Source organism: Alkanindiges illinoisensis, assembly GCF_004377485.1.
GTDB lineage: Bacteria > Pseudomonadota > Gammaproteobacteria > Pseudomonadales > Moraxellaceae > Alkanindiges > Alkanindiges illinoisensis_A.
The window spans coordinates 47,782-73,410 of sequence record NZ_SNTY01000012.1 but is presented as its reverse complement, the minus strand read 5'-3'; the positions used below and the strand labels follow the sequence as shown (position 1 = coordinate 73,410).

The 25,629-nt window shown below is 45.2% G+C and carries 21 protein-coding genes; 5 read left to right on the top strand and 16 right to left on the bottom strand.

Going from position 1 to position 25,629, the window contains the following annotated elements; all coding sequences use genetic code 11:
• The 6 genes from E2B99_RS14825 to ahcY all read right to left on the bottom strand — a co-directional run.
• Nucleotides 1-220: helix-turn-helix domain-containing protein (locus tag E2B99_RS14825; RefSeq protein ID WP_240687716.1), on the bottom strand; the 220-nt coding region annotated here is incomplete at its 3' end.
• Nucleotides 221-359: 139 nt separating this feature from the next.
• Entirely contained in the window at nucleotides 360-3,263 is a 2,904-nt protein-coding gene (locus tag E2B99_RS03625) for a putative bifunctional diguanylate cyclase/phosphodiesterase (protein WP_134243622.1), read from the bottom strand.
• 232 nt (nucleotides 3,264-3,495) lie between these two features.
• Nucleotides 3,496-4,239 carry a 16S rRNA (uracil(1498)-N(3))-methyltransferase gene (locus E2B99_RS03620; RefSeq protein ID WP_134243621.1) on the bottom strand — a complete coding sequence of 248 codons (744 nt, stop codon included), beginning with the start codon at nucleotides 4,237-4,239 and terminating at the stop codon, nucleotides 3,496-3,498.
• 55 nt (nucleotides 4,240-4,294) lie between these two features.
• Entirely contained in the window at nucleotides 4,295-5,701 is a 1,407-nt protein-coding gene (gene bioA, locus E2B99_RS03615; protein ID WP_134243620.1) for an adenosylmethionine--8-amino-7-oxononanoate transaminase, read from the bottom strand.
• Nucleotides 5,702-6,081: 380 nt separating this feature from the next.
• The gene (gene metF / locus E2B99_RS03610) at nucleotides 6,082-6,912 is read right to left on the bottom strand and encodes a methylenetetrahydrofolate reductase [NAD(P)H] (protein ID WP_134243619.1); all 831 of its coding nucleotides are present in this window, start codon (nucleotides 6,910-6,912) and stop codon (nucleotides 6,082-6,084) included.
• Between the two features lie 132 nt (nucleotides 6,913-7,044).
• Nucleotides 7,045-8,457 (bottom strand): adenosylhomocysteinase, encoded by a 1,413-nt coding sequence (ahcY, locus tag E2B99_RS03605; RefSeq protein ID WP_134243618.1) that lies wholly within the window; start codon nucleotides 8,455-8,457, stop codon nucleotides 7,045-7,047.
• 443 nt (nucleotides 8,458-8,900) lie between these two features.
• Between ahcY and E2B99_RS03600 the strand changes: the two genes are divergently transcribed.
• Nucleotides 8,901-9,653 carry a hypothetical protein gene (locus E2B99_RS03600; protein ID WP_134243617.1) on the top strand — a complete coding sequence of 251 codons (753 nt, stop codon included), beginning with the start codon at nucleotides 8,901-8,903 and terminating at the stop codon, nucleotides 9,651-9,653.
• Nucleotides 9,654-9,753: 100 nt separating this feature from the next.
• Here E2B99_RS03600 and E2B99_RS03595 read toward each other — a convergent pair whose 3' ends face one another.
• The 6 genes from E2B99_RS03595 to E2B99_RS03570 all read right to left on the bottom strand — a co-directional run bounded on the left by E2B99_RS03595 (nucleotide 9,754) and on the right by E2B99_RS03570 (nucleotide 15,495).
• Nucleotides 9,754-10,677, bottom strand: a complete 924-nt coding sequence (locus tag E2B99_RS03595; protein ID WP_134243616.1) for a CysB family HTH-type transcriptional regulator — start codon at nucleotides 10,675-10,677, stop codon at nucleotides 9,754-9,756.
• Nucleotides 10,678-10,824: 147 nt separating this feature from the next.
• Nucleotides 10,825-11,922 (bottom strand): sulfate/molybdate ABC transporter ATP-binding protein, encoded by a 1,098-nt coding sequence (locus E2B99_RS03590; protein ID WP_134243615.1) that lies wholly within the window; start codon nucleotides 11,920-11,922, stop codon nucleotides 10,825-10,827.
• Nucleotides 11,923-11,999: 77 nt separating this feature from the next.
• Nucleotides 12,000-12,890: a sulfate ABC transporter permease subunit CysW gene (gene cysW / locus E2B99_RS03585; RefSeq protein ID WP_134243614.1), complete on the bottom strand. Its 891-nt coding sequence runs from the start codon at nucleotides 12,888-12,890 to the stop codon at nucleotides 12,000-12,002.
• Complete coding sequence (gene cysT, locus E2B99_RS03580) at nucleotides 12,887-13,732, bottom strand: sulfate ABC transporter permease subunit CysT (protein ID WP_134243613.1); 846 nt, start codon at nucleotides 13,730-13,732, stop codon at nucleotides 12,887-12,889. The genes cysW and cysT overlap by 4 nt, the downstream gene beginning before the upstream one ends.
• A 21-nt stretch (nucleotides 13,733-13,753) precedes the next feature.
• The gene (locus E2B99_RS03575) at nucleotides 13,754-14,419 is read right to left on the bottom strand and encodes an RBBP9/YdeN family alpha/beta hydrolase (protein WP_240687715.1); all 666 of its coding nucleotides are present in this window, start codon (nucleotides 14,417-14,419) and stop codon (nucleotides 13,754-13,756) included.
• Nucleotides 14,420-14,472: 53 nt separating this feature from the next.
• Nucleotides 14,473-15,495, bottom strand: a complete 1,023-nt coding sequence (locus tag E2B99_RS03570) for a sulfate ABC transporter substrate-binding protein (protein ID WP_430981442.1) — start codon at nucleotides 15,493-15,495, stop codon at nucleotides 14,473-14,475.
• Nucleotides 15,496-15,694: 199 nt separating this feature from the next.
• Between E2B99_RS03570 and pabC the strand changes: the two genes are divergently transcribed.
• From pabC to tmk, 3 genes are all read left to right on the top strand, one after another.
• The gene (gene pabC, locus E2B99_RS03565) at nucleotides 15,695-16,513 is read left to right on the top strand and encodes an aminodeoxychorismate lyase (RefSeq protein WP_134243611.1); all 819 of its coding nucleotides are present in this window, start codon (nucleotides 15,695-15,697) and stop codon (nucleotides 16,511-16,513) included.
• 117 nt (nucleotides 16,514-16,630) lie between these two features.
• Nucleotides 16,631-17,761, top strand: a complete 1,131-nt coding sequence (gene mltG, locus E2B99_RS03560; RefSeq protein WP_134243610.1) for an endolytic transglycosylase MltG — start codon at nucleotides 16,631-16,633, stop codon at nucleotides 17,759-17,761.
• Complete coding sequence (tmk, locus tag E2B99_RS03555) at nucleotides 17,761-18,381, top strand: dTMP kinase (protein ID WP_134243609.1); 621 nt, start codon at nucleotides 17,761-17,763, stop codon at nucleotides 18,379-18,381. Before mltG ends, tmk begins: the two co-directional genes overlap by 1 nt.
• A gap of 88 nt (nucleotides 18,382-18,469) precedes the next feature.
• Here the strand turns inward: tmk and nadB are convergent, their stop codons facing one another.
• Complete coding sequence (gene nadB, locus E2B99_RS03550; RefSeq protein ID WP_134243608.1) at nucleotides 18,470-20,095, bottom strand: L-aspartate oxidase; 1,626 nt, start codon at nucleotides 20,093-20,095, stop codon at nucleotides 18,470-18,472.
• Between the two features lie 256 nt (nucleotides 20,096-20,351).
• Here nadB and E2B99_RS03545 point away from each other — a divergent pair, with 256 nt between their 5' ends.
• Entirely contained in the window at nucleotides 20,352-21,737 is a 1,386-nt protein-coding gene (locus E2B99_RS03545; RefSeq protein WP_134243607.1) for a Do family serine endopeptidase, read from the top strand.
• 107 nt (nucleotides 21,738-21,844) lie between these two features.
• Here the strand turns inward: E2B99_RS03545 and E2B99_RS03540 are convergent, their stop codons facing one another.
• The 3 genes from E2B99_RS03540 to E2B99_RS03530 are packed head-to-tail and all read right to left on the bottom strand — an operon-like array spanning nucleotide 21,845 to nucleotide 25,432.
• Nucleotides 21,845-23,068 carry a capsule biosynthesis protein gene (locus tag E2B99_RS03540; protein WP_134243606.1) on the bottom strand — a complete coding sequence of 408 codons (1,224 nt, stop codon included), beginning with the start codon at nucleotides 23,066-23,068 and terminating at the stop codon, nucleotides 21,845-21,847.
• 3 nt (nucleotides 23,069-23,071) lie between these two features.
• Nucleotides 23,072-24,265 (bottom strand): glycosyltransferase family 4 protein, encoded by a 1,194-nt coding sequence (locus E2B99_RS03535; RefSeq protein ID WP_134243605.1) that lies wholly within the window; start codon nucleotides 24,263-24,265, stop codon nucleotides 23,072-23,074.
• Nucleotides 24,266-25,432, bottom strand: coding sequence for a polysaccharide biosynthesis/export family protein (locus E2B99_RS03530; protein ID WP_166738980.1), 1,167 nt, complete (start codon nucleotides 25,430-25,432; stop codon nucleotides 24,266-24,268).
• Nucleotides 25,433-25,629 lie beyond the last annotated feature (197 nt).

Genomic DNA, 25,629 nt, shown 5'->3' with positions numbered 1-25,629 from the left:
CACATGGGATTCTTTGAGGATTTGAATGATGCCGTCTTCGAGCTAATTTATGGGCATGTTTGGCAAAATAGCCATTTCTCGCTCGATTACGTTGGATTTCTCTGGAAATAGTGGAAGGTGAACGATTCAATCTCCAGGCGATATAACGTTTAGAAAAACCTTCACGTAATAATGTATAAATCTGATATCTCTCTTCGTGAGTAAGATGAGTATAGTTCATGATGCAACTTTGACTTTGGTCGGTCGGAAGCAGAATGCTAGCTCATCTTCCTTCCTTCCAATAAATTAATCTCTGTTGCACTTCATTTGAGAATCTAAGTTTCTTTAAATGATTGCCTTAAAACACTGATCTGGCAGATTTATGACCGTGCTGTGGTCATGAAATGATCAAGCGAATGCGAGTGTTGCAGGAATACTGTGGCATCGGCTGAACTCAGAGGTTTGCTAATTAGATAGCCTTGCAGTACATCACAGCCTTCATGAATCAGGAAGCTGGCATGGGCTTCAGTTTCCACCCCTTCGGCCACCACTTCCATGTTGAGTGAATGACCCATGGCCAAAATAGCCCGGACAATGGCTTCCTGATGAGAGTGGGCGCCAATTTTAGAAACAAATGAGCGATCAATCTTGAGCACATCAATCGGGTATTGACCCAGATAAGACAGCGAAGAATAGCCCGTGCCAAAGTCATCCAGAGCAATAGTAATGCCGCGTGCCTTGAGTTGCTGCAACACCTCACTGGCTACTTCAGAATCATCCATAAGCGAAGACTCAGTAATTTCCAACTCCAGCGAGCTTGGACTAATCTGATAGATGCTCAGGATGTCATCTATTTCATCAATCAGGTTACCGCGCTGGATCTGCTGCGCCACTACGTTGACAGAAACCTTGATGTCGTGAAAACCCAGTGCCAGCCATGCCTTGATTTGCTGGCAGGTTTTTTTCAGCACCACTTCACCAATATTGGAAATCAGACTGGTTTCTTCAGCCAGCGGAATAAACTGGATTGGTGGCACCAGGCCATGTTCCGGGTGCTGCCAGCGGACCAGTGCTTCAAAACTGGTGATTTTACCTGTTGCTGTATTTATCTTGGGCTGGTAATACACCACGAATTCATCATTAATGAGTGCCTTGCGTAGGGCATTTTCAAGATTAACCCGGTTACTGGCGGGAACACGTTCATCCTTGGTGTAAAAACGCGCAGTATTGCCGCCCAGCCGTTTGGCTTCCTGCAAAGCCTTTTCAGCATGGTTTGACAGGCTATCTACCTGACGGCCGTGATCTGGATACATGGCAATCCCGATGGACAGGGTAACAATCAATTCCTGATCCTGCACCATAAACGGTTGCTCGAACGCATGCATGATTTTTTTACACTGCGATTTAATATCAGAGTTTCTAAAGCGGTTGCTCTCATAAATAATGGCAAAATCATCACCGCCCAGACGCGCCACCATAATAGAATCACCATTGAGGGTAAGCAGGCGTCTGGCGACCTGTTGCAGCAAAATATCGCCGCCATCATTTTGTAGTGAATCATTTAAAAAGCGGAAGCGGTCAATGTTAAGCCGTATCAGGGCGAATTTTTCTTTCTTGTCATGGGTGCCAATCATCAGCTGATGCAACTGGGTCTTGAACAGGTTGCGGTTGGGCAGGTCTGTGAGCGCATCATAGTTGGATAAATAAGACAGGCGGCGCTCATCATTTTTGCGCTGGGTCAGGTCAGACAAAATCCCAATATAGTGGGTGATGCGTTCGTCTTCATTTTTAATGGAATTGATATGAATCCACAGGGGCAATTCCTCACCCTTGGCATCACGCTCAACAATTTCACCTTCAAACTCGCCAGTCTGCATGAGTGCCTTAAGAATCTCTGCATGCTGTTTCTGGATTTTTTCACCCTGATGCTGGTAGCTGAACACATGACTGCCAATAAAATAATCGCGGGGCAAGCCCATGATTTCTTCAAAGCGCGGATTGGTATCTAAATAGTGCAGCTTGCTATCCAGAATAAAAATCCCTTCAGCCGCGCGTTCAAACACACTGGCCGACAGTTTCAGGCGTTCAGCCACCACTTTTTCATCATTAATATTGCGGCGGATACCCACCATGCGTAATGGCTGCTGGTTTTTGGAGTCACGCTGGATCACGCGGCCCATGTCATGCACCCAGACCCAGTAACCTTTTTTATGCCGAATGCGGTACACGCTTTCATAGCGGTCACTATGGTTGCGTAAATGGGTAGAAATAGCAGCTTTTACCTTGGGAAAGTCTTCCGGATGAATCAGGCGGCGAATATTACCGCTATAGTCATTAATTTCTTCGTTCTGGTAACCGAGAATCTGGTCAAAGTTGGTGGTCTGAATGGTTCTGGCTTTAATATCCCAGTCCCAGCTGCCAATCCCGGCGGTTTGGTGCGCCATTTCCAGACTTTGCTTGGAACGCTCCAGACTTGAATTAATTTGCTGAATATCAAAGGTACGTTCACGGACTTTTTCTTCAAGACGCTGGTTGGTTTGTTGCAGTTTCCATTCTACGGCACGGCGTTCCAGCATTTCCTGTTCCAGTTGCTGATACGCCTGTTCCGTGATGCTGCGCTGGTGCTCGGCATGCTCAACCAGATTATCGTTGCGAATTACCAGCCAGGTTAAGCGGTCACGCGTTTTGTACAGGTGATGGCCGCAAAACAGCATGAAAATAATGTAAATATCATTAATCAGATAAAACGGATCATTTAATGAAAAACTGGGCCAGTTGCTCAGCTGCATGGTCAGGATAGGAGCCATGCTGGTCAGAACGAGTAGATAAAAGCAGCGAATACGGATAGTCAGGCTAATCAGGCCGAGAACATGCGCAAATACCACAATGGTATAAAACACATAAAAATTAGGTTCAAGCGGAGTGTTGGTTGGTACATCAATCAACTGCAGGCCCATAATAATCTGCCCAAAGGCGAAGATCAGGCCAAAAATAAATGAATTGATTTGCAGGTATAAATCAGCAAAGGCAGCCTTGAGTTTATAGGTTTTGGCACTGAGCTGAACATTGATAATGGCTGATAAGGCCACCAGCAGGGTAGACACCATGCACCATGTGGTGAGGTGATTATAATTCACCAAAGATGATTGCTTATAAAACAGATAAGTAATAAGGATAAGACCTACAACACCCAGAAGTTGCAGGTTTTGCTGCTGCTGGGTTTCTGTAATCTGCATATTAAAAATACGCTGATAGAGATCCTTGTCGAGGCGCTGTTCAATCATCCTGATTAAGCTCCAGACATTCCTGCTGAATGAAGGGATGCTTTATTTAAAATCCGGTTTTCTGGCGCTGACTTCAACATGTTTATCCTAAATAGTGCTTCTTGATTTTGAACGTAATAACGAACAGATCAATTTCTGGTAATCCCTACCATACCGCCTGACTATAACATAGCTTGTTGATTAACGAACTTCAATCATTATGCTCATAAACTCTCTGCAAATAATGTAATTTTTAAAACTGTTTCGCCTGATTGCAGGAAGAGTAAGCAAATAAAAGGGCAGACATAGCAGCCACGGGTGCAGTTTCTGTTCTTAAAATTCGTTCGCCCAGTGTCCAGCATTCAAAGTTGTTTGAACTGGCCAGTTCTATTTCTGCGCTGCTTAACCCACCTTCCGGCCCTACCAGCAAATATAACGACTGTGGAAAAGGCATGGTAAAACTTACAGGATGGCGGGCTGGGGCTAACACCAGCTTGCGTGCTTCAATGGATTCAAGCTGGGTAAACCATTCCTGTAATGACAAAGGCGGCAAAATCTGTGGAACCCGGTTCATGCCACACTGTTCACAGGCTGCAATAGCCACTTGCTGCCAATGCTCAATTTTCTTTTGGTCGCGTTCATATTTCAGGCGCATTTCACAGCGTTCACTCACCAGCAATTGAATCGCATGCACACCCAGTTCCGTGGCTTTCTGAATGGCATAATCCATCCGGTCACCTTTGCTCATCACCTGACCAAGCGTAACCTGATAACCCGGTGTGCGGTCCTCTGCGCTAAACTGCGCCAATAGCACGCTGGCTGTCTTTTTCTGGACATCGGTCAGCGTTGCAATATATTCCCCGCCCTGGCCATTAAACAAAATCGCCTGTTCACCAGTTTGTGCCCGCAGCACTCGCACCCAGTGATGAAATACATTTTCAGGCAGGCTCAGTGTTTCATTCAGGCTTAAAGGCAGATCAACATAAAAACGGTTCATGAGCAGCTCTATTTTCGGGAATCAGGTGTCAGGTCACAGTAATCAAGGATTAAATTTACGGAAGGTTAAACATGGCAGGCATTGATGCCTCAGCCAATGAAACCGATTGACTAACCGCCCAGTCAATAGCCCGACTTGTAATGGCAAACATCTGGTCAATTTCATCAGCAGTAATACAATAGGGCGGAATAAAATAAACATGGTTGCCAATTGGGCGAATCAGTAAGCCGTGTTGCAAGGCATATTGTGCCATCAGACGGCCACGTTGCTGTACTGCCGGGTAAGGCTGACCATTGGCTTGTACCAGATCGAAGGCTGCAATCATGCCTGTTTGCCGGCAATGTGCCACATGAGGATGGCTGGCCAGTTCCGCCAGTTTGATCTTAAACTGATGAATGTGCTGCTGGTTTTTTTGCAGGGTATTTTCTTGTTCAAAAATAGCCAGTGAGGCGAGTGCCGCACGAGCTGCCAGTGGATTGCCGGTAAAACTGTGGGAGTGCAAAAAGCCCTTAGCCACATCCGGACTATAAAATGCCTGATAAACCTTATCAGTGGTCATCACGCAGGACATGGGCAAATAGCCGCCAGTTAAGCCTTTGGATAAGCACAGAAAATCAGGACAAATGCCAGCCTGCTCATGGGCAAACAAGGTACCGGTACGGCCAAAGCCAACCGCAATTTCATCCAGAATCAGGTGAATCTGATGCGCATCACACAGTTGTCGCAACCAGGTTAGATATATTGGCGGATACATTTTCATGCCAGCCGCACCCTGTACCAGCGGTTCAACAATAATCGCGCAAACACGATCCTGATGCTGTTCGACCAGTGTTTGAAGCTGGGCAAAACGCTGTAACAGGAATTCTTCGTCAGATTGGTCATGTTGTTTGCAGGATAAATCCGGCGTGGGTGCGCGCAAATGCTGAATCAGCAACGGCCGATACTGGCTGGAAAACAGTGGAATATCGGTCACGCTCAGGCTACCGAGTGTTTCACCGTGATAGCCATTTTCAAGGGAAATAAAGGTATTACGCTCAGGTTTGCCTGATTCAGGTTCTACAGTTTGAGGCCCTGCTGTTTGATGCCAGAACTGCAAACTCATTTTTAGCGCCACTTCTACTGCTGCCGAGCCGCTATCGGCAAAAAAGCAACGGGTCAGCGGTGGTAAAGTGACTGCAACCAGTTGAGCAGCCAGTTGTTCAATAGGACTATGGGTAAATCCCGCCAGAATCACCTGTTCGAACTGTTCCAGTTGATCAGTAATGGCTGCATTAATTGCCGGATGGCTGTGCCCATGCAAATTCACCCACCATGAGCTAATACCATCCAGTACCGGCTGGCCATTGTCCAGATACAGGTAAGCTCCCTTGGCGCGGGCAATCTTCGGTACAGGATTAATATCCTGCTGATACATCTGGGTGCAGGGGTGCCAAAGCGCAGAAGAGCGTGCAGAAGTTTGCATAGCGGGTCTTTTTAATAAAATCGGGATTTGAAAAACTGATGAGCTGATTTACTAAGTATGTGCTGAAGTTTTAGGGCAAATAAGGCATATAGCATCAGAGTTAGTGCCAGCCCAAACCATAACAGAGAATATGTAAGAGAGTGAGACTGCCTAACGATAAACTGATAAAAAATAAGCAATGCGCTCAGCGCAGCCAGCAACCGGATACAGCGCAATAGCTGATTGACTATAAGTCCTGTACCTAGAACAACCATGACCAAACCGGGCAATACAATCATCAATAGCATGAGCAACAGGCCAAATATCATCAGGGTAATGCCGCATGTAAGCCGCAATACCTTGAGAATATTTGAAAGGCACATTGATCAGTTGATTTATTGTTAAGCCAAGCCTAAATCCTTGACCAGTTGACGCGTTGGTTCGGTCTGGTTCATGGTGTAAAAATGCAGCGCAGGCGCACCGCCTTCAATTAAGCGTTGGCATAGCTTGACCACCACCTCATGGCCAAATGCACGAATGCTGGCACTGTCATCACCATAGGCGGCCAGTTGCTTGCGAATCCAGCGTGGAATCTCGGCGCCCGTTGAGTCAGCAAAACGGATCAGGTTACTGGCATTGGTAATTGGCATAATGCCGGGAATGATTGGCGCATCAATACCCAGTTGTTTGATGCGGTCAACAAAGTAAAAGTAGCTGTCTGTATTAAAGAAAAACTGGGTAATCGCCGCATTGGCGCCTGCACGGACTTTTTCAGCAAAACGCTCAATATCCTGATCAAAGCTGGACGCTTGTGGATGCATTTCAGGATAAGCTGCGACCTCAACATGAAAATAATCGCCTGAATGATCCCGGATAAAACGCACCAGATCAGTGGCATAAGGCAATTCACCCAAGCCAACCTGACCGGATGGCAGATCACCGCGCAAGGCCACAAGGCGGTTAATTCCCTTGGCTTTATAAATGTCCAGCAGTTCAGCAATACGCGCTTTATCATCACCAATACAGGACAGGTGGGGAGCCACGGGAGCGCCCTGACCGTGCAACGCATCAATGGTAGACAGTGTACGTTCACGGGTAGAACCGCCAGCACCATAAGTCACTGAAAAATACTGTGGATTAAGCTGTTGAAGCTCCTGATGCACCACAATCAGCTTTTCGGCGCCCACATCAGTTTTAGGCGGGAAAAACTCAAAAGAAATTGAAGTTGCCATGTTTAAACCATTGCTAAAATAAATACGAATTTTAAAAACCGCCAGACAGAAATGACTGCTGGCGGCATGTTGTCTTTAAAACATAGTGACTTTAAAAATGAGCGACTTTAAAACAGAGTAGCTATTTTAAAATTAATACTTATAGCTGTCAGTCTTGAATGGCCCTTCAACCGGAACGCCCAGATAGTCAGCCTGTGCCTGAGTCAACTGGGTGAGTACACCACCAAAACCTGCAACCATGGCAGCTGCGACTTCTTCATCCAGTTTTTTCGGTAGAACTTCAACCCGAATGCGGCCAGCTTTCTGATCACTTGGCAAGTCAGCAAATTTTTCCTTGAACAGGTGCATTTGTGCCAGTACCTGATTAGCAAAGGAACCGTCCATGATACGGGAAGGATGGCCGGTTGCATTACCTAGATTTACCAGACGGCCTTCAGACAACAGGATTAAATAATCATCGCTGGCATCAGAGCGGAATACCTGATGTACCTGGGGCTTTACTTCTTCCCAGCGATAGTTTTTGCGCAGGTAAGCAGTATCAATTTCGGTATCAAAGTGACCAATATTACACACCACCGCACCTTTTTTCAGGGTATTTAACATGGCGCTATCACACACTTTGTCATTACCTGTTGTGGTCACAATCAGGTCGGTTGTGCTGAGCAGCGCCTGATTAATGTCGGCTTCTTTACCTGTAACAATACCGTTGTTATAGGGAGAAACTACTTCATAGCCATCCATGCAGGCTTGCATAGCACAAATTGGATCAACTTCAGAGACACGGACAATCATGCCTTCCTGACGCAAAGACTGTGCAGAGCCTTTACCCACATCACCATAACCAATCACCAGTGCACGACGGCCAGACAGCAGCATGTCGGTAGCGCGCTTAATGGCATCGTTCAAAGAATGACGGCAGCCGTACTTGTTGTCATTCTTGGATTTGGTGACAGAGTCATTCACATTAATGGCAGGTACTTTAAGGGAACCCGCATGATGCATTTCAATTAAACGCATGACACCGGTAGTGGTTTCTTCAGTCACACCATGAATATTGTCCAGCAGTTGCGGATATTTTTTATGAATTAAACCCGTCAGGTCACCGCCATCATCCAGAATCATGTTAGCTGGCCACAACTCATCTGTGCCATTCACATGAATCTGCTGTTCCAGACACCACTCATATTCTTCTTCAGTTTCACCTTTCCAGGCAAATACTGGCACACCACTGGCAGCAATCGCAGCAGCAGCATGATCCTGTGTCGAGAAAATATTGCAGGACGTCCAGCGTACTTCGGCACCCAGGTCAATCAAAGTTTCAATTAATACCGCAGTCTGGATCGTCATGTGAATACAACCCAGAATCCTGGCGCCTGCAAGTGGCTTTTCACTGGAATAACGACGGCGTAGACCCATCAGGGCAGGCATTTCTGCTTCAGCCAGCGAGATTTCCTTGCGACCAAAGTCGGCTAGACGAATATCAGCAACTTTGTAATCGGTAAATTCAGAGGAATTTGAAATAGAAGACGCACTAACCGCGTTCATGAGGATCTCCTTAAGATCAATCAATTCGCGGATGCCGTTCACTAAATGACGTGCTTGAGCCTGGCAGTATATTGGTTTTACTGTTGCAGCACCCCTCAAGACCCGCTAATTTTACGCAATTGTTAACGTAGTTCCAAGACTTACAGAAGAAATAAATAAATTAAAAATCTAAAACAGAAGGGTTTTGTTAAAAAATTGAGAAATAAGCACTTTTAGCGCATAATTTTGATGTAAGGTAACAAACACAAGGGAATTATGAAGTTTGCTTGGCTTTCATAATAAAAAATAGCCTACTGAAAATTAAACACTTTTTATAAATTGTGTCAAAACTTTACAGAAACTCTATAAAAATAGTGAATTCGGTGACTGAAATTCATCTTCAACCTGTGTTTAATAGCACTTGACCGATAGATAGACGCAAAAATCCTTTAGGAGTTAATCATATGAAAACTTTACGTGTTTTAGCAGTATCTGCTGCTGTACTTGCAGCAACCAGCCCAGCATTTGCTGATGAAAAAGTAGTCACTGATGAAGGTATTGCTACTTTCTCTTTCTTTAAGCCTGCTTCTGTGCGTATTGAGGGTGGTACTACAGGTTACGGTGGTGCGATTGCTTACGGCGTAAACCAGTATACTGATGTGGTTCTGGGTTATAACGGTGGTGACGCTGCTGATCTAATTGGTGGTGAAATTGAATACAACGATGTTGATTATGACCTGGAGCAGGACAATAACACTGTTTACCTGAACGCTGAAATTCGTCCATTTGGTAACTGGTTCCATATTGCATTAGGTACTGCTTATAACGACAACGAGTACAAAATCCGTGCTAAAGACTTTAACAGTGGTGCTACCTACCGTTTTGACGGTACAACCTTTGCTACTACTGGTTTGAATGGTGCTGGTGAAGTTCGTGGCCGCGTAAACTACAAAAATGATATCGTTCCTTATATTGGTTTTGGTGTATCTCCATCCATTACCAGTCGTATTGGCCTGTTTGCACAGATTGGTGCCTTCTATAATGGTAATCCAGAAGTAAATCTGGTTGCTGAAAATCCAAATGCCCGTGATGTAAATAATCCTTTAACAGGTCGTACCATTGGTGAAGCTCTACGTGCTGAAGAACAAGAAATTCGTAACGATGATAAATATGAGTGGATGCCAGTTGGTAAAGTAGGTTTGAGCTTCCGCTTCTAATCTACAGGCCTCCTGTAACACCAAAAAGCAGACTTTAGTCTGCTTTTTTATTGCTTAAAAACAAAATTTTTGAAATGCTTTTAAGGTGAGTAGCCTAAGGTTAAACCTCAGGCTGTGCTGCTTTTTTCAGGGCTTTAATATCAGCATCGGGCGAACACAGGGAAATGAACTCATAACCATAGCCGCGTAACAAGTGACCTTTGCGTACTGCAATCCAGGTGGTGTTTTCACCAAACAAATCAATTTGTAGCTGATTTAAGCGACGATCACGGTCAGCATCGTAGGCAATGGAGTTCACAATACCTACACCCATACCTAGTTCTACATAGGTTTTAATTACATCGGCATCCAGTGCAGACATTACAATATCCGGGCTTAAACCAGCATTGCTAAAGGCTGAATCAATCTTGGAGCGACCAGTAAATCCGCCGTGATAAGTAATTAGTGGCCATTTAGCTAGTTCATCCAAAGTTACCGTTTGCTGTTGTGACAGGGGATGGCCCTGTGGAGTAATAATGCTGTGATACCAGTGATAATAAGGCACACTGGCCAGGCTTTCTTCCTGCGTGAGGGATTCGGTCGCAATGCCAATATCAGCTTCACCATGCATCAGCATTTCAGTAATTTCAACCGGGCTGGCTTGCTGCAAAATCAGGTGTACTTTGGGAAAAGCTTTTTTAAATTTGGCCACAATTGGCGGCAGGATGTAGCGTGCCTGAGTGTGTGTGGTGGCAATAATCAGTTCGCCCTGATCCACACGGTTAAAGTCATCGGATAAGCGTTTGATATTGTCGGCATCACGCAGCATGCGCTCCACAATCCCCAATAAAGCTTGTCCGGGTTCTGTCAGGCCAAGAATACGTTTGCCTTTACGAATAAAAAGTTGAACGCCCAATTCATCTTCAAGATCTTTAATATGTTTACTCACTCCAGACTGAGAGGTAAACAGGGCATTGGAGGCGTCAGTCAGGTTGAAGTTCTGGCGTACTGTTTCACGAATAATGCGTAACTGTTGAAAATTCATTGTCGTTAATCTCCAGATTTTCTGTCATTTTTTGCGATCTAAAATAGGATAATGGATAGTCAAACAGGCGCTTATGAACGCCTGAATGATAAAGCACAATGTCTTAGCAATAAATTGAATTAAGCATTCAATTTAGTAGTTAGTGGCTTAAGCGGCATAATCATCAAAAAGATGTAAATTGCTGGCTGTAACCCAGACTGTTTGTCCCGGCTGTAAAGTCAGGCTTAGCTGCTGCTCCGGTGTGAGGGCAACTTCAAGCAAACGGCCTTGCCGATCCTGCAGTTCTACCCGGATTTGTCCTGCCAGCCAGACATCACGAATCACTTTGGCCTGCAAACTGGGTTCGGTAGGCGCATTTACATGAATATGCAGTTCATTGGGACGTGCAAATACAATCACATTGTCCTGACTACTCCCTTGAGATTGCTTGGGCTGATCTGTTTGATGCTGATAGTGCTGTGGCAACACAAGCTGATCATCTGAAAATACGATCCGATTGCCTTGACGCTGGCCTTCAAGCCGATTGGCCTGACCCAAAAAGTCAAATACAAAAGGGGTTGCCGGATGGTCAAAAACTTCACGTGGGCTACCAATTTGTTCAATATTGCCTTTATTCATCACCACAATCTGGTCTGCTACTTCCAGGGCTTCTTCCTGATCATGCGTCACAAAAATTGAGGTAATGTGTAGTTCATCATGCAGGCTACGCAACCAGCGACGCAGTTCTTTACGCACTTTGGCATCAAGGGCGCCAAAAGGTTCATCCAGCAATAAGACGCGCGGTTCAACGGCTAGCGCCCGAGCCAGTGCAATCCGCTGGCGCTGACCACCGGATAACTGGGCAGGAAAGCGGTCTGCCAGAAAACCCAGTTGTACCAGATCAAGCAGCTTGCTCACCCGTTTCTTGATTTCAGCTTCAGAAGGACGGGTTTTACGGGGACGCACGCGCAAGCCAAAAGCCACATTGTCAAACACGGTCATGTGACGAAACAGGGCATAGTGCTGGAACACAAAGCCAACCTGACGATGGCGTACATGCGTATCGGTGGCATCTTCACCTTCCAGCAGGATTTGCCCGCCATCGGCTGATTCGAGTCCGGCAATAATACGCAGCAGGGTGGTTTTGCCGCAGCCGGACGGTCCTAGCAGCGCTACCAGTTCACCTTCGGGAAAATCAAGGCTAATGTTATTTAAGGCATGAAAGTTGCCAAAGTGCTTGTCAATATTTTTAACCTGAATGCTCATGGCAAATGTCCTATGATAATCCTGTAATTAAATCTGTACGGTAGTAGAAAAGCGTAGTTCGCCTTAATTAATTGGCCTTAGCCAGTCGAATCGGTACGGTTGTCCTGACGACTGGTACGGGATTCAATCCACACCTTAAGAATCAGGGTTAAAATCGCCAGTAGTGCCAGCAGGGATGACACTGCAAATGCGGCACTAAAAGTGTATTCGTTATATAAAATCTCAACATGCAGCGGCAGGGTATTGGTTTCACCGCGAATATGGCCAGACACGACGGAAACCGCACCAAACTCACCCATAGCCCGTGCATTACACAGAATTACGCCATACAGCAGGCCCCATTTAATGTTGGGCAAAGTGACATGCCAAAAGGTTTGCCAGCCATTTGCACCCAGTACAATGGCGGCTTCTTCCTCTTCAGTGCCTTGTGCTTCCATTAGGGGAATGAGTTCGCGCGCCACAAAGGGAACCGTAATAAACACGGTGGCCAGTACAATGGCAGGCACTGCATATAAAATCTGGATGTCATGATCGCGCAGGCTTTCCCCAAACCAGCCTTGTGCGCCAAATAGCAATACCAGCATTAACCCGGCAATCACAGGGGATACCGAAAACGGCAGGTCAATCAGGGTGGTTAAAATGGATTTGCCACGAAACCTGAATTTGGCCACGCTCCATGCTGCTGCAATACCAAAAATCACATTGACCGGCACAGCAATGGCTGCGGTTAGCAAGGTCAGTTTGACGGCAGCCAGGGTATCAGGGTCAATCAGGGCATGAACATACACCTGAATGCCCTGCTTGAAAGCTTCAACAAATACCAGAATAAGCGGCAGTAACAGGCAGCTTGCAAAAAAAATCAGGCTAATGGTTAAAATGATATAGCGGACCAGTGGTGATTCACGGGTTGCATCACGCGATTGCAGGCGGTCTGACAGGGCATTTCCGGTAGTAATAGACAAACTCATGATGCAACCCTCCCGGTACGGCGACTGGCCCAAGCCTGTAAAAAGTTAATCAGCAGTAATAGTGCAAATGAAATCACTAGCATGACTACAGCAATGGTGGTTGCGCCGGCATAGTCATATTCTTCTAGCCGGGAAATAATCAGTAATGGTGCAATTTCAGTTTTATAGGGCTGATTGCCTGCAATAAAAATAACTGATCCGTATTCCCCCACACCACGGGCAAAGGCCAAGGCAAAACCGGTAAGCAATGCCGGAAAAAGTATGGGAAAAATAACCTTGGTAATGGTTTGCAGGCGAGACGCACCCAAAGCAGCCGCGGCTTCTTCCAGTTCAGTTTCCAGATCAGCCAGTACAGGTTGTACGGTACGTACCACAAAGGGCAAGCCAATAAACGTCAGTGCCAGTGTAATGCCAATACTGGTATAGGCAATTTGAAGACCTAAAGGCTCAAGGTATTGACCCAGCCAGCCATTCTTGGAATACAGCGTGGTCAGGGCAATACCGGCAACTGCGGTTGGCAGGGCAAATGGCAGGTCAACCAGTGCATCCACAATACGCTTGCCGGGAAAGCTATAACGGACCAGTGCCCATGCCAGTAACAGGCCAAACACTACATTCACCAGCGCCGCAATCAATGCAGTACTAAAGCTCAGTTGTAATGCTTTTAGGATTCGTTCAGATGTTAAAATTTCAATGAGGCCATCCCAGCCAATACCCATTGAACGGATAAACACAGCCGATAATGGCACTAGCACCACCAGTGACAAGTACAGCAGGGTAAAACCCAGTGATAGCCCAAAACCTGGCAGGACGCGGGTTTGTTTAGCCCTAACATTTGCCATAAATAACCTCAAAATAAACTGCTAAAACGAACGGGAAAACTGAAATTGCTGTACTGGCGTTAAGTCCCGCATTCGGGGGTTATGATTTAATGATGGACGTACAGGGCTTGAAGCAAAAGGTGAGGAGCCTGACCTTATCAGATCTAGATAGGGCAACAATTGTGGCCATGCACCAAACCCGGAAGCCACATTGATATGCCCGGCATTACCCAAATCAACCAGAGCAGATTGCCATTGGCTGGCCAGCGCTTTGGCAGACTCAAAGTCCAGCCATGGATCAGTCTGGCTGGCAATCAGGAGGCTGGGAACTGGCAAGCTAGTACCGGCAAGCGCATTGGGTAAAAATTCAGCAATACTGGCCTGACCTGACTGGCGCAATCCTGTGCTAGAAAACCGCTCAGGATTGGCAGGCGCAACCAGAATGAGGGAATCAACAGCGCTGGCTAATTCTGGATGCTGTTTTAAAGCAGCTATGCTGGTCAGGCAGCCAAAACTATGCGCAACAATTTGCACAGGCTTATTCTGTTGCTGCAAAGCTTTAACCAGTTGGCCCACCCACTGTTGCAATATCGGCTGATGCCAGTTTTGCTGTTCAACCCGTTCGGCATCCGGCAAAACCTGTTGCAGCCAGCTTTGCCAGTGCTGTGCTTCACTGCCGCTAACACCCGGAACAATCAAGCGTTTCATCACGTCACTCCACAGTGTGCCCAAGTTTTGCCTGCCAAACCTACCGGTTGGAATTATTGATTGCCTGAGTTCTGAGCCACGATCTGGTCAAAAACACCGCCATTATCAAAATGCGCCTTCTGGGTTTTTCTCCAGCCGCCAAATTCCTTGTCCACTGTGACCAGTTTTAATGGTCTAAACACGTTTTTATATTTGGCCAGAACCTGGGCATTACGGGGACGATAAAAGTTTTTGGCTGCAATTTCCTGACCTGCCGGAGAATACAAATAGTTCAGGTAACCGGTTGCCAGACTGCGGGTGCCATGTTTGTCCACGTTTTTATCGACAATGGCTACCGGTGGCTCAGCCAGCACAGACAGGCTCGGGGTAATGATTTCAAACTTGTCCGGCTGCTCACGGATAGCCAGATAGGCTTCGTTTTCCCAAGCCAGCAATACATCACCAATACCACGCTCTACAAACGTAGTAGTTGCGCCACGTGCGCCAGAATCCAGCACCTTGGTATGCTGGTAAACCTGACGAACAAATTCCCGTGCTGTCGTGTCATTGCCGCCTTTTTGATGCTTGGCCCATGCCCATGCTGCCAGATAGTTCCAGCGCGCACCGCCAGAAGTTTTTGGATTTGGCGTAATGATTTCAACACCGGGTTTTACAATATCGCCCCAGTCCTTGATTTGTTTTGGATTGCCTTTGCGTACCAGAAAAACAATGGTTGAGGTATAAGGCGTGGAATTCTGTGGAAACTGTTTTTGCCAGTTTTTGTTTTTAATTAAAGAAGTATTATCAACAATTGCATCAATATCAGAAGCCAGCGCCAGTGTTACCACATCGGCTTCCAAACCATCGATGACTGAACGGGCCTGCTTGCCAGAACCACCATGGGACTGACGGAAATTAACTTCCTGTCCGGTTTTTTTCTGCCAGTAAGCACCAAAAGACTTGTTAAAATCGTCGTATAGCTCACGCGTTGGGTCATACGACACATTTAAAAAATTGATAGGGGCTGCCAGCGCACTGCCACTCAACAGGACAGCAGCCAGACCAGCGGTCAAAGCGGTGTTAAAACGAATTGCCATTTTAGTTCTCCAGAATTTTGCACTTTTTGAGATGAAAAACGCGTTCTTCATCAATCATTGGAATAAGGATAAAAATTTCTGTAAAAATAAAAAAACAATAAAAAATGCATTTCTTATGAAAAAATGTGATTTAAAGAAATACCAATTCGGGAAATACTAGTAAGGCTTATCACTCGTGAAGCCAGTTTGGGAAATAACCATGATCAGTATTAAGAATGGCAATTATTGTCAGCATATTGACTGTCAGGATCGTGCTTTTTTATACGGTGATGGGTTCTTTACCACAATCCGGCTGGAAGACGGCAAGCTTTGCCTGTGGCAGCGCCATATTGAGCGATTAATTCAGTGTGCCGATCAGTTGGGTTTTAACCTCGACATTGAAATACTGGAGCAGCAGGTTCAGGATTTTCTCAAAGACCATGACAGCTCTTTTGGTACGCTTAAAATTATCATTAGCCGTGGCTTGGGCGAACGTGGTTATTTGCCACCCGAACAAAGTGCCGATATTTATATCCAGTTTTTCCCTGCTGAGAAACCGGAACTTATGGCTAAACCAGCGCAGCCTATTGATAGCGGTTTATTACAGCTTACGCTGGGTCATGTGATGCCTGCCATTGCAGGCTTAAAAACCCTGAACCGCATGGAGCAGGTTTTACTCCGGCAGGAGCTGGCAGCAACCAAATGGCCTGAAGCATTGGTATCTGATATTCAGGGTAACCTGATTGAAGGCGTTTATAGTAACTGCTTTTTTTATATGGATAACAAGTGGTATACACCATTGCTGGATCAGGCAGGTATTGCAGGCGTCATGCGTGCCGAAATTCTGGCACAAATGCTAAGCGACAATATCCCGCATTTAATTACCTACATTCCGAAAACTGTGGTTGACCAGATTGAAGCACTGTTTTTCTGTAATGCCTTGACTGGCATTGTGCCCGTCAAAAGCCTGAATGGACGTCCGTTAACAACTCAACCAGTAGAGCAGTTAAAACAAAAATTGCGTGGCTTGTCATATTAAATTTTTTGCGATTTCCAATGATTTCCTGAATGAGTTGGGTAGGTGGCTCTCTGAACCGCTCAATTTTGCCATCAAGTTCTGCTATGCTTGCTTACCTTTGTTCAGCATCAATCGGTTATGGCAAAACGTCCTGTTAAAACGAAAGCAAAACCCAAAACCAGTGGGGCCTCTAAAACCAAAGCAGCGCCATCCGGAGCAGGCATTTTGCAATCTAAAGCTCTACGATTTTTAGTCATTATCATGATTGTCGGCTTGCTGGGGTTATGGCTACTGTTGTGGCAAGGACTTTGGCGTGAAATTCCCATGCGTACCCAGAGCCAGATGCTCAATATTAAACAGGGACAAACCTATTCAGGCCTGATTGCCGAGTTGAGCGAAAAAGGACAGATTCGTTTTCCTGTCATGGCCAAAATTTACCAGCGCCTGTTTATTCACGATACTTTAAAAGCGGGTGTTTATGAGGTTGAAAAGGGCACAACGGTTCAGCAATTGCTGCAAATGCTGAGTAATGGCAAGCTGGCGCAAATGAACCGGGTCCTGGTAATTGAAGGTACGACGTTTGGTCAACTGCGCAAGCGTCTGGACAGTGATCCGAATGTCACCCATACCTTAAAGGGACTAGATAACCAGCAACTGTTGAAAAAGCTGGAGATTAACCAGCCGCATCCTGAAGGCTGGTTTGCCCCGGATACCTATTATTTTGCCAAGGGCGAAACCGATGCCGCGATTTTAAAGCATTTATATCGCACGCAAAAAAAGGTTCTGGATGAAGCCTGGCAAAAACGGGCACCCAATTTACCCTATAAAAATGCCTATGAAGCCCTGATTATGGCTTCAATTGTGGAAAAAGAAACTGGTATTCCGCGTGAGCGACAGGACGTCGCTGGCGTGTTTGTGCGCCGTCTGAAAGTGGGTATGCGCCTGCAAACCGATCCTACCGTTATTTATGGCATGGGCGATAATTATAAGGGCAATATCCGTCGTCAGGATTTGCTCACACCCACACCATATAACACTTATACCATTGATGGCTTGCCGCCAACACCGATTGCATTACCCAGCAAGGCTTCTATCGAAGCAGCCCTACATCCGGCAGCAGGGGACAGCCTGTACTTTGTAGCCACTGGCACAGGTGGGCATGTATTTAGCAGCTCACTGGAGCAGCATAATCAGGCCGTGGCCAATTACCTGAAAGTCTTGCGCCAGAAGCGTGCGGCTAATGCTAATCCAGCAGGAGTCAGCCCCTGATGTTTATTAGTTTTGAAGGTACAGAAGGGGTAGGCAAAACCACGCTGATTAAAAGTCTGGTAGATTATTTGCAGCAACAGGGCAAGCAAGTGGTTTTGACACGCGAACCCGGAGGTACGCCACTGGCTGAACAAATTCGTCAGTTATTGCTCAGCCCGCAGGACGAAGCCATGAGCGAAAATTGCGAATTGTTGCTGATCTTTGCCGCGCGTGCCCAGCATATTGCACAGGTGATTCAACCGGCACTTAATGCAGGCCAATGGGTACTGAGTGATCGTTTTATTGATGCCAGTTTTGCCTATCAGGGCGGTGGTCGTGGCTTAAATGTAGACACGATTGAGTTACTGCGCCAGCAATTTGTACCTGTAATGCCACATCTGACTTTCTGGCTGGATGCACCAGTAGAGCTTGGGATGCAACGCGCGCAAAAGCGCGGAGCACTGGATCGTTTTGAACAGGAAAAACTGGAATTTTTTCAGAAGGTGCGTACAGTTTACCAAAGCCGGGCCTTTGCAGAACCCGAGCGTTTTATACGGCTAGATGCCAGCCAGACGCCAGCACAAATACTGGAGCAGGCCATTGCAGTCCTCAAGCAAAATCAACTGCTGACATCAAATTAAAATATAAAGACCGAAAAATAAAGGCAAACCTGAGTTTGCCTTTAGATCTATCAATAAATTTTTACTGCATGTCTTGTTTAGGGTTGCCTTAAACCACAATGGGTGATTGTGCAACAAAGTCCGGTGGCAGCAAAACAGTATCGCGGATTTCAGTAGAGATTTCCGGATAGTCCAGCGTATAGTGCAAGCCCCGGGACTCATGTCGTTGCAAGGCGCAGCGCACAATCATTTCTGAAACCAGTACCAGATTGCGGAGTTCAATCAGGTTTTTGGTGATGACATAACCCTGATAGTAATCTTCAATTTCCCGCTTGAGTAACTCAATCCGGTTTAGCGCCCGTTGCAGGCGTTTTGTGGTACGGACAATCCCGACATAGTTCCACATAAAGCTGCGCAGTTCATCCCAGTTTTGCAAAATCACCACGTCCTCATCGGGATGTTGCACCTTGGATGCATCCCACTTTGGCACGCTGGTAACAGCCTGCGTATTCGGGTGTAACTGGGCAATATGGCGTGCCGCACTCATCCCATAAACAAAACATTCCAGCAGGGAATTGCTAGCCATACGGTTAGCGCCATGCAAACCGGTAAAGGATGTTTCACCAATCGCATATAATCCTGCAATGTCAGTCTGGCTATGATGATTCACCATAACGCCACCACAGGTGTAATGTGCAGCAGGTACGACTGGAATCATATCCTTGGTAATATCAATGCCCAGTTCCAGCAGGCGTTCATACAACGTAGGGAAATGGGATTTGACAAAATCTTCCGGCTGATGAGTGATATCAAGCCAGACATGACGAATACCTAACCGCTTCATTTCATAGTCAATGGCACGGGCCACAATATCACGTGGAGCCAGTTCAGCGCTTTCATGGAAACGCTGCATAAAGCGTTCCCCATCAGGCAAGCGTAAATACGCGCCTTCACCACGCATTGCTTCCGTAATCAGGAAGGAACGGGCCTGTGGATGATACAGGCAAGTTGGGTGAAACTGGTTAAACTCCAGATTTGCTACCCGGCAGCCTGCTCGCCATGCCATGGCAATACCGTCTCCGGTCGCAATATCCGGGTTAGAGGTATATAAATAAGCTTTACTGGCGCCACCACAAGCCAGTGCTACAAATGGAGCCAGCAGGGTTTCAACCTGCTCAGTGTGAATATTCAGCACATATAAACCAGCAACCCGGTTATTGCCTGCAAGCCCCAGACGCTGGCTAGTAATTACATCAATAGCCGCATAGTTTTCCAGCAGGGTTACATGCTGGCATTCACGAACGCGCTTGACCAGCGTAGTTGAAATGGCCATGCCAGTTGCATCGGCCGCATGGATAATCCGGCGCTGCGAGTGACCCCCTTCACGGGTTAAATGTAGTTGTTCGGCTTCATCCAGCGTAAAGCGTACGCCTTGTTCCAGTAGGAAATTAACAGCATCACGGCCATGTTCTACGGTAAATGCCACTGCATCGGGGTGACACAAATGTGCGCCTGCAATCAGGGTATCTTCAACATGCTGTTCTACAGAATCAGTTTCATCCAGCACAGCAGCAACACCACCCTGCGCATAATAGGTGCTTGCTTCCGTTAATACCGATTTTGCCAGTACGGCAACCTTAAGATGAGTAGGAAGCGACAAGGCTAGAGTTAACCCGGCAGCCCCGCTTCCAACAATAATCACATCGTAAATAGATGCCTGGCTCTGGTCGCGCATTGTAAAAAGCCTGAAATTGAATAAAAAACAGAGGCGAATAACACGCCAAAATGATAAAAAACGCAAGCTTTTTACCAAAAAAATTATGAATGGAAATATAGATTTAACAGCATGAAATTTCACATTTTCTACATAATCTCAATTAAAGCGGGGATTTAGGTTAAATAGAAACGATTGCTAACAGAAAATCCTTAAAAACTCTGTTAAAACAGTTAACTAAATTTCTGATTACATAGACTCTCTAGGAAGGCAGTCAATGAGTATCAATTATATTCAACGGGGTGTTGTTGCAGCAGTATGTTCTATTGTCATTAGTCAGCCCAGCATTGCAGCTGCGCCTGTTGATTTTTCGTCATTAGTTCAGACAGTAAGTCCTGCCGTGGTACGTGTTAATGTGTCCAAAAAAATGAGTCAGGAAGAGTTATTACAACAACAAATGCCTGAATTATTACGCCGTTTTTTCGGTAATAATGTGCAAATTCCAAATCAGCGTTTGCCACAGGAACAAAATGCCTATGGCAGTGCATTTTTTATCACTAAAGATGGTTATTTGCTCACTAACCACCATGTGATTGCAGATGCCAGTAAGGTGACCATTACCCTGAATGACCGCCGTGAAATCGATGCCGAGCTGGTGGGTAGTGATGCACGTACCGATGTTGCTGTGCTTAAAGTAAAAGGCAGTGATTTTCCAGCCTTGCGTATCGGGGATGCCAACAGTCTGAAAGTAGGTGAACCTGTACTGGCGATTGGCTCACCATTTGGTTTTGACTATTCTGCTTCCGCCGGTATTGTGAGCGCAAAGTCACGTACCATGTCGCGTGAAAACGCAGTGCCATTTATTCAAACTGATGTTGCACTAAATCCTGGTAACTCTGGAGGTCCCTTATTCAACCGGCAAGGGGAAGTAATCGGGATCAACTCTCGCATCTTTAGTGGAACCGGCGGCTACATGGGTCTATCGTTTTCTATTCCAATTGATGTGGCGATGGATGTTGCCAATCAGATTATAAAAACTGGCAAGGTATCCCGTGCATATCTGGGAGTAATGTTGCAGGATATCGACCGAAACCTTGCCGAAGCTTATGAGTTGTCACGTCCAGAGGGGGCCTTGGTAACACAGGTTTCTGATGATACACCAGCCAGCAAGGCAGGGCTAAAGGCAGGGGATATTATCCTGTCCTATAATGGCACTCCAATTAATCGCACGACAGATCTGATTAACCTGATTAATCGCACCCGGCCAAACCAGACAGCAAGCATGGTGGTACAACGTAATAGCAAACAGCTATCCTTAAGTGCCACATTGACCAGTGCGCCAGTCGATACCCCACCTGCTGAAAGCATGAAAACCGATCAGGGCAAAGGCCCTTCACTGGGCATGCAATTGCGCGACTTAACACCAGCAGAAAGCCAGAGTTTAAAAATAAAAGGCGTCATTATTACTGATGTATTGCCAGGTGGTTTGGCTGCTCATGCGGGTTTACTGCCAGGAGATGTAATCACTAGCCTGAACAATACACAGACGCCAACAGCCGCAGCATTGCTGACAGCTATTCGCAGTCTTCCTTCAAACCGTGTCGTTCGGATTGCAATTCAGCGCGATGGTGTACCAGCAATTGTTGGGTTAAGGGTTGAATAATCAGAAAGTTAAAAAACAGGAGATAGTCATTTGATCTCCGGTTTTAATGTCTAACTTGTCTTTGCACTGGCTGGGTTTTAGCTTAATCGTGTTAATACTCAGCCATTTTAGTAATTTGCCATCCAAGGCATGTCACCATAAAAAGACCCGTTTAACTGGGTAAAATAAATAAGATTGTTTTTAAATAAATCATATTTACTCATGTCTACTGAACCATAGTCTCGCCAGAAATCATCTAATGAAATCTGAGCTGTTATTCCAGGATGATTATAAATTGCTCGGCCCATTACTTTCACTGGTTTATTACGAAATAGCGATTGTATGCCGGTAGTACTATTAATAGTCACCATTCCTAGTGAGTGTTCAATTAAGGTAGGCAAGTGCACATCACAGACATAATAAATTCGTTCACTTACCTTAAGTTGGCTAGCTAGGGTGTAAATAAACTTCTTATAGTTTCTATAACCGCGATCCATGGGGTGATGCTTAAATACCAAGATATCCTCATGATGACTGTGCTGTGCAAAGGAGTGAATCACTTCCTCAATAAACTCTGTCACGTCATGGTAATCACTATGTGCTCTAATCTGGAAATCGTTAAATACTTGAAGCGCACAGACAAAATAGCGGTCAGCAAAGTTCTGCTGAATCAGCGCCATGGTGGCTTGGTCATGAGATTTATAAGTAATTTTGCGAATGCCTGATTTTAACCAGCTCAGCATTTCAATTGAAATTGGCAAGTTGCGATGATGGCAATAACTCGGAAACCAGAATCGGCCAGCTGCCATGGCAAGATAATAATTGATGGCATAACCAACCATTCTAATGAATTTCTGATTGGCATCATGAGGCGGATTAATTCTTATAGGCAGCATAGGAGTGTCTGGTAAGGCCCAGACAGAGTGTGCATTGACCCCCTCGTACTCAAAAGTAATGTAGTCAGGGCGAATGTAACCTTCTTCAAAAACAAAAAAGTCCAAGCCTAATAAGCGACATACTTTTTTAGCAATCTGGTGTTGCGGACGGCAATCACCAAAGCACACAATAGCGTCAATGTTTCGGGAAATAATAAGATCACATAGCCAAGTATGAAACAATGGAAAGGGAAGCGCAAAATTATGGCAACTGTTGATATAGCGGCTATACCACCAGTCACCACCATTAAAATTAACCTTGTTCACGTTAATCTCATGTCGATTCAACCAGTCTGCAAAATTTTGAAAAAAAGGGCCAATAGGGCCTTGCAGCAACAACACATTCTTAGCTTGAAGTAACCTTTTAATTGGCACATCCTGTGTGTTACTTAAAGATAAGGAAATCTGCGAATTCATAAGCTAGCTAACAAAAAGATGATTAAGTTGGGGAGTCACAATGTTAAAGTGCTCTTTCCAGGAAAAAGCCTGAAAATTTGCTAGACGTTCAAGTTGAGCTGTCCGCAATGTACTGTTATCACTACTGTAGTTAATAATAAGATGCATCCATTGCATCACATCAATAGGGTCAGCATAATCTGGAATAGTGTTGGCTAACTCCTTAAAAACAGGTAAATCAGAAGCAATGACAGGGGTGGAAAGCTGTAAAGCCTGTACCAGTGGTAACCCAAAACCTTCTGCAAACGAGGGGAAAAGTAGAGCACGTGCATCCTGTAAAAGCAGGTTTACTTGCATATCGCATGCATTAGAAATTTCTAAGATATGCTGCTTGGCATAAGGTGCACGCTCCAGAATATCAATAACTTGTTCAATATCCCAGCCGCGTTTACCGATAATATAAAGCTTGGGACAATTTTCCTTAAGTTGCTCAGCCAGCCTACGCCAAACCTGAAGTAACAATAAATGGTTTTTTCGTGGTTCAATTGTACCCAGAATGACGAAGTAAGGAAAATTACCCGGCACTATAAGTATCTCTGACTTATTCCTTTGAGGTACAGGTAAATGCAATTCTGTACCCAGTAAAGCAACTGTCCCTGTAGGCAGGGAAGCAGCTTTAAATTGTTGCTGACTAAAATATTTAAATTTATCCAGCGTATCTTGTGAATTGGTAATAACCAGATGCCCTGACTGTACAATGGTTTTAACTCGAGCCTCATGCTTTAATGTTTCACCTGCCTTACAGTATTCTGGATACTCTAAAGGAATAATATCATGCAAAAAATAAGCAACCCGTTTGAACAGGCGTTTGGCCTGAATACTGTAATCTGCCTGTTCCAGCCCGCTATGACTGGTATTAATTAATACAGTTGGATAGCGACGCTTAGAGCTAAGGCATGTATTCGCACAAAAGCGAAGTAACTCAATCCGTGATAATGATCGATTTTGCAGAATCTTTCCAAAAAGAATAGCCGAGTCATTGGCATTGAGAACAAACCAGCGTTTTTTTAAACGTAATACAGCATTAGCACTCGTTTGATATTGTCTAATATAGGCCAAATCTACTTTATCAATACCCGTGGCCATCTTTTGGTTAAACACACGTCGGTATTGGCGTGTCGCATCAATTGCAACACGCCCCTGTATTACATCGGACATTTACAAGCCTTTAGCAGCATTTACCGAGAAGATACTTGAGGTGACAATGCCAATAAACTTGTTAAGCTCAGCCGAAGATGCATTTGAAATATAAACCATGTCATTATTCTGGATCATAAACTTTTGTGCCCAAAAAAAAGTTTGTGGGTCTTTTAAATCTATCTGATAAATAACCGGAAACTTTCCATCGATCAAATGTTGAGGATTTGAAGCAAGCGGCGTAAGTTCTGTTAAACGGTTTGGATCTTCAAACCTGAAGATGAATACCCCTCTGGCATCAGCTCGGAAATCCTGCACACCACCTGCACGACCCAACGCTTGTGCCAGACTAATACCCTTGGACTCAAAGCCTATTTCTTCATTTTTACCTGAAGCGCCCAATACGGTGAAATTCAAGGGCTGGTTTAAAATGGTAATCACGTCACCTGAATTCAGGTAAATATTCTGCCGGGGATCTTTAACAATCGCTTCTAAAGGCATTGAAACCACCTGATCCTGACGGGTAAGCTGAATGCTAATGCGATTCAATGAATCACTAACGCCGCCAGCCAGTGCAACTGCTTCAAGCAGCCGCTCATTTTTGGAGGACAGAGGCACCAGTTTATTGTTGCCAGAACTACCCACTACGGTCACTGTGGCGTTGTTATTTTTAACCAGGCGAACAAAAGCCTGAGGTTTATGGGCTCGTCCTCTTAAACGGGCTACAATTTCCCGTTCGACCTGTGCAGGAATTTTGCCTTGAACTGAAACACTGCCTATAAAAGGTATAGAGATATTGCCCTTCACATCAACCATTTGTTCAGGTAATGACAACTCTTTACCACTGCTAAAAGATTGTACACCTGAGGTTGAAAATAGCACTGCAGGCGGCGTTTCCCATAAAGAAACTTCCACCAAATCACCAATACCAATCCTTCCAGTTGTACTTTTATTGGTAGGAAATACGTCAGAAAACCTAACCACTGAAGCATAAGCACCTACCTGGTTCACCACTTCACTGGTTAAAGGTAAAACCGGGATCGCAGACTCAACAGGCTGTGTGCCCATATTTTCAATAGCAGCACGGCTAGGACCTGAAGTTGCTAAAAAGCTGTTGGAAGAGGTACAGGCACTGATTGCAATCAATAAGGGTAAAACCATAAAGTGTTTAGCTAGGCCCATTGCCATTGATTTATTCTCCACCAAAAAACATTGCATTTAATTTTAAACGCGATAATAGCATGTGCTGTAATCAACAGTCATTAACAGGTCATTTTATATAAATGCCTAAATAGTAAAGAATGAGAAAAATACAACTTCTTAATTAAAACGCTTATTTTAAAGGAATTTTTTTTTAGAATTATAGAAATTATGATTTTCTATGC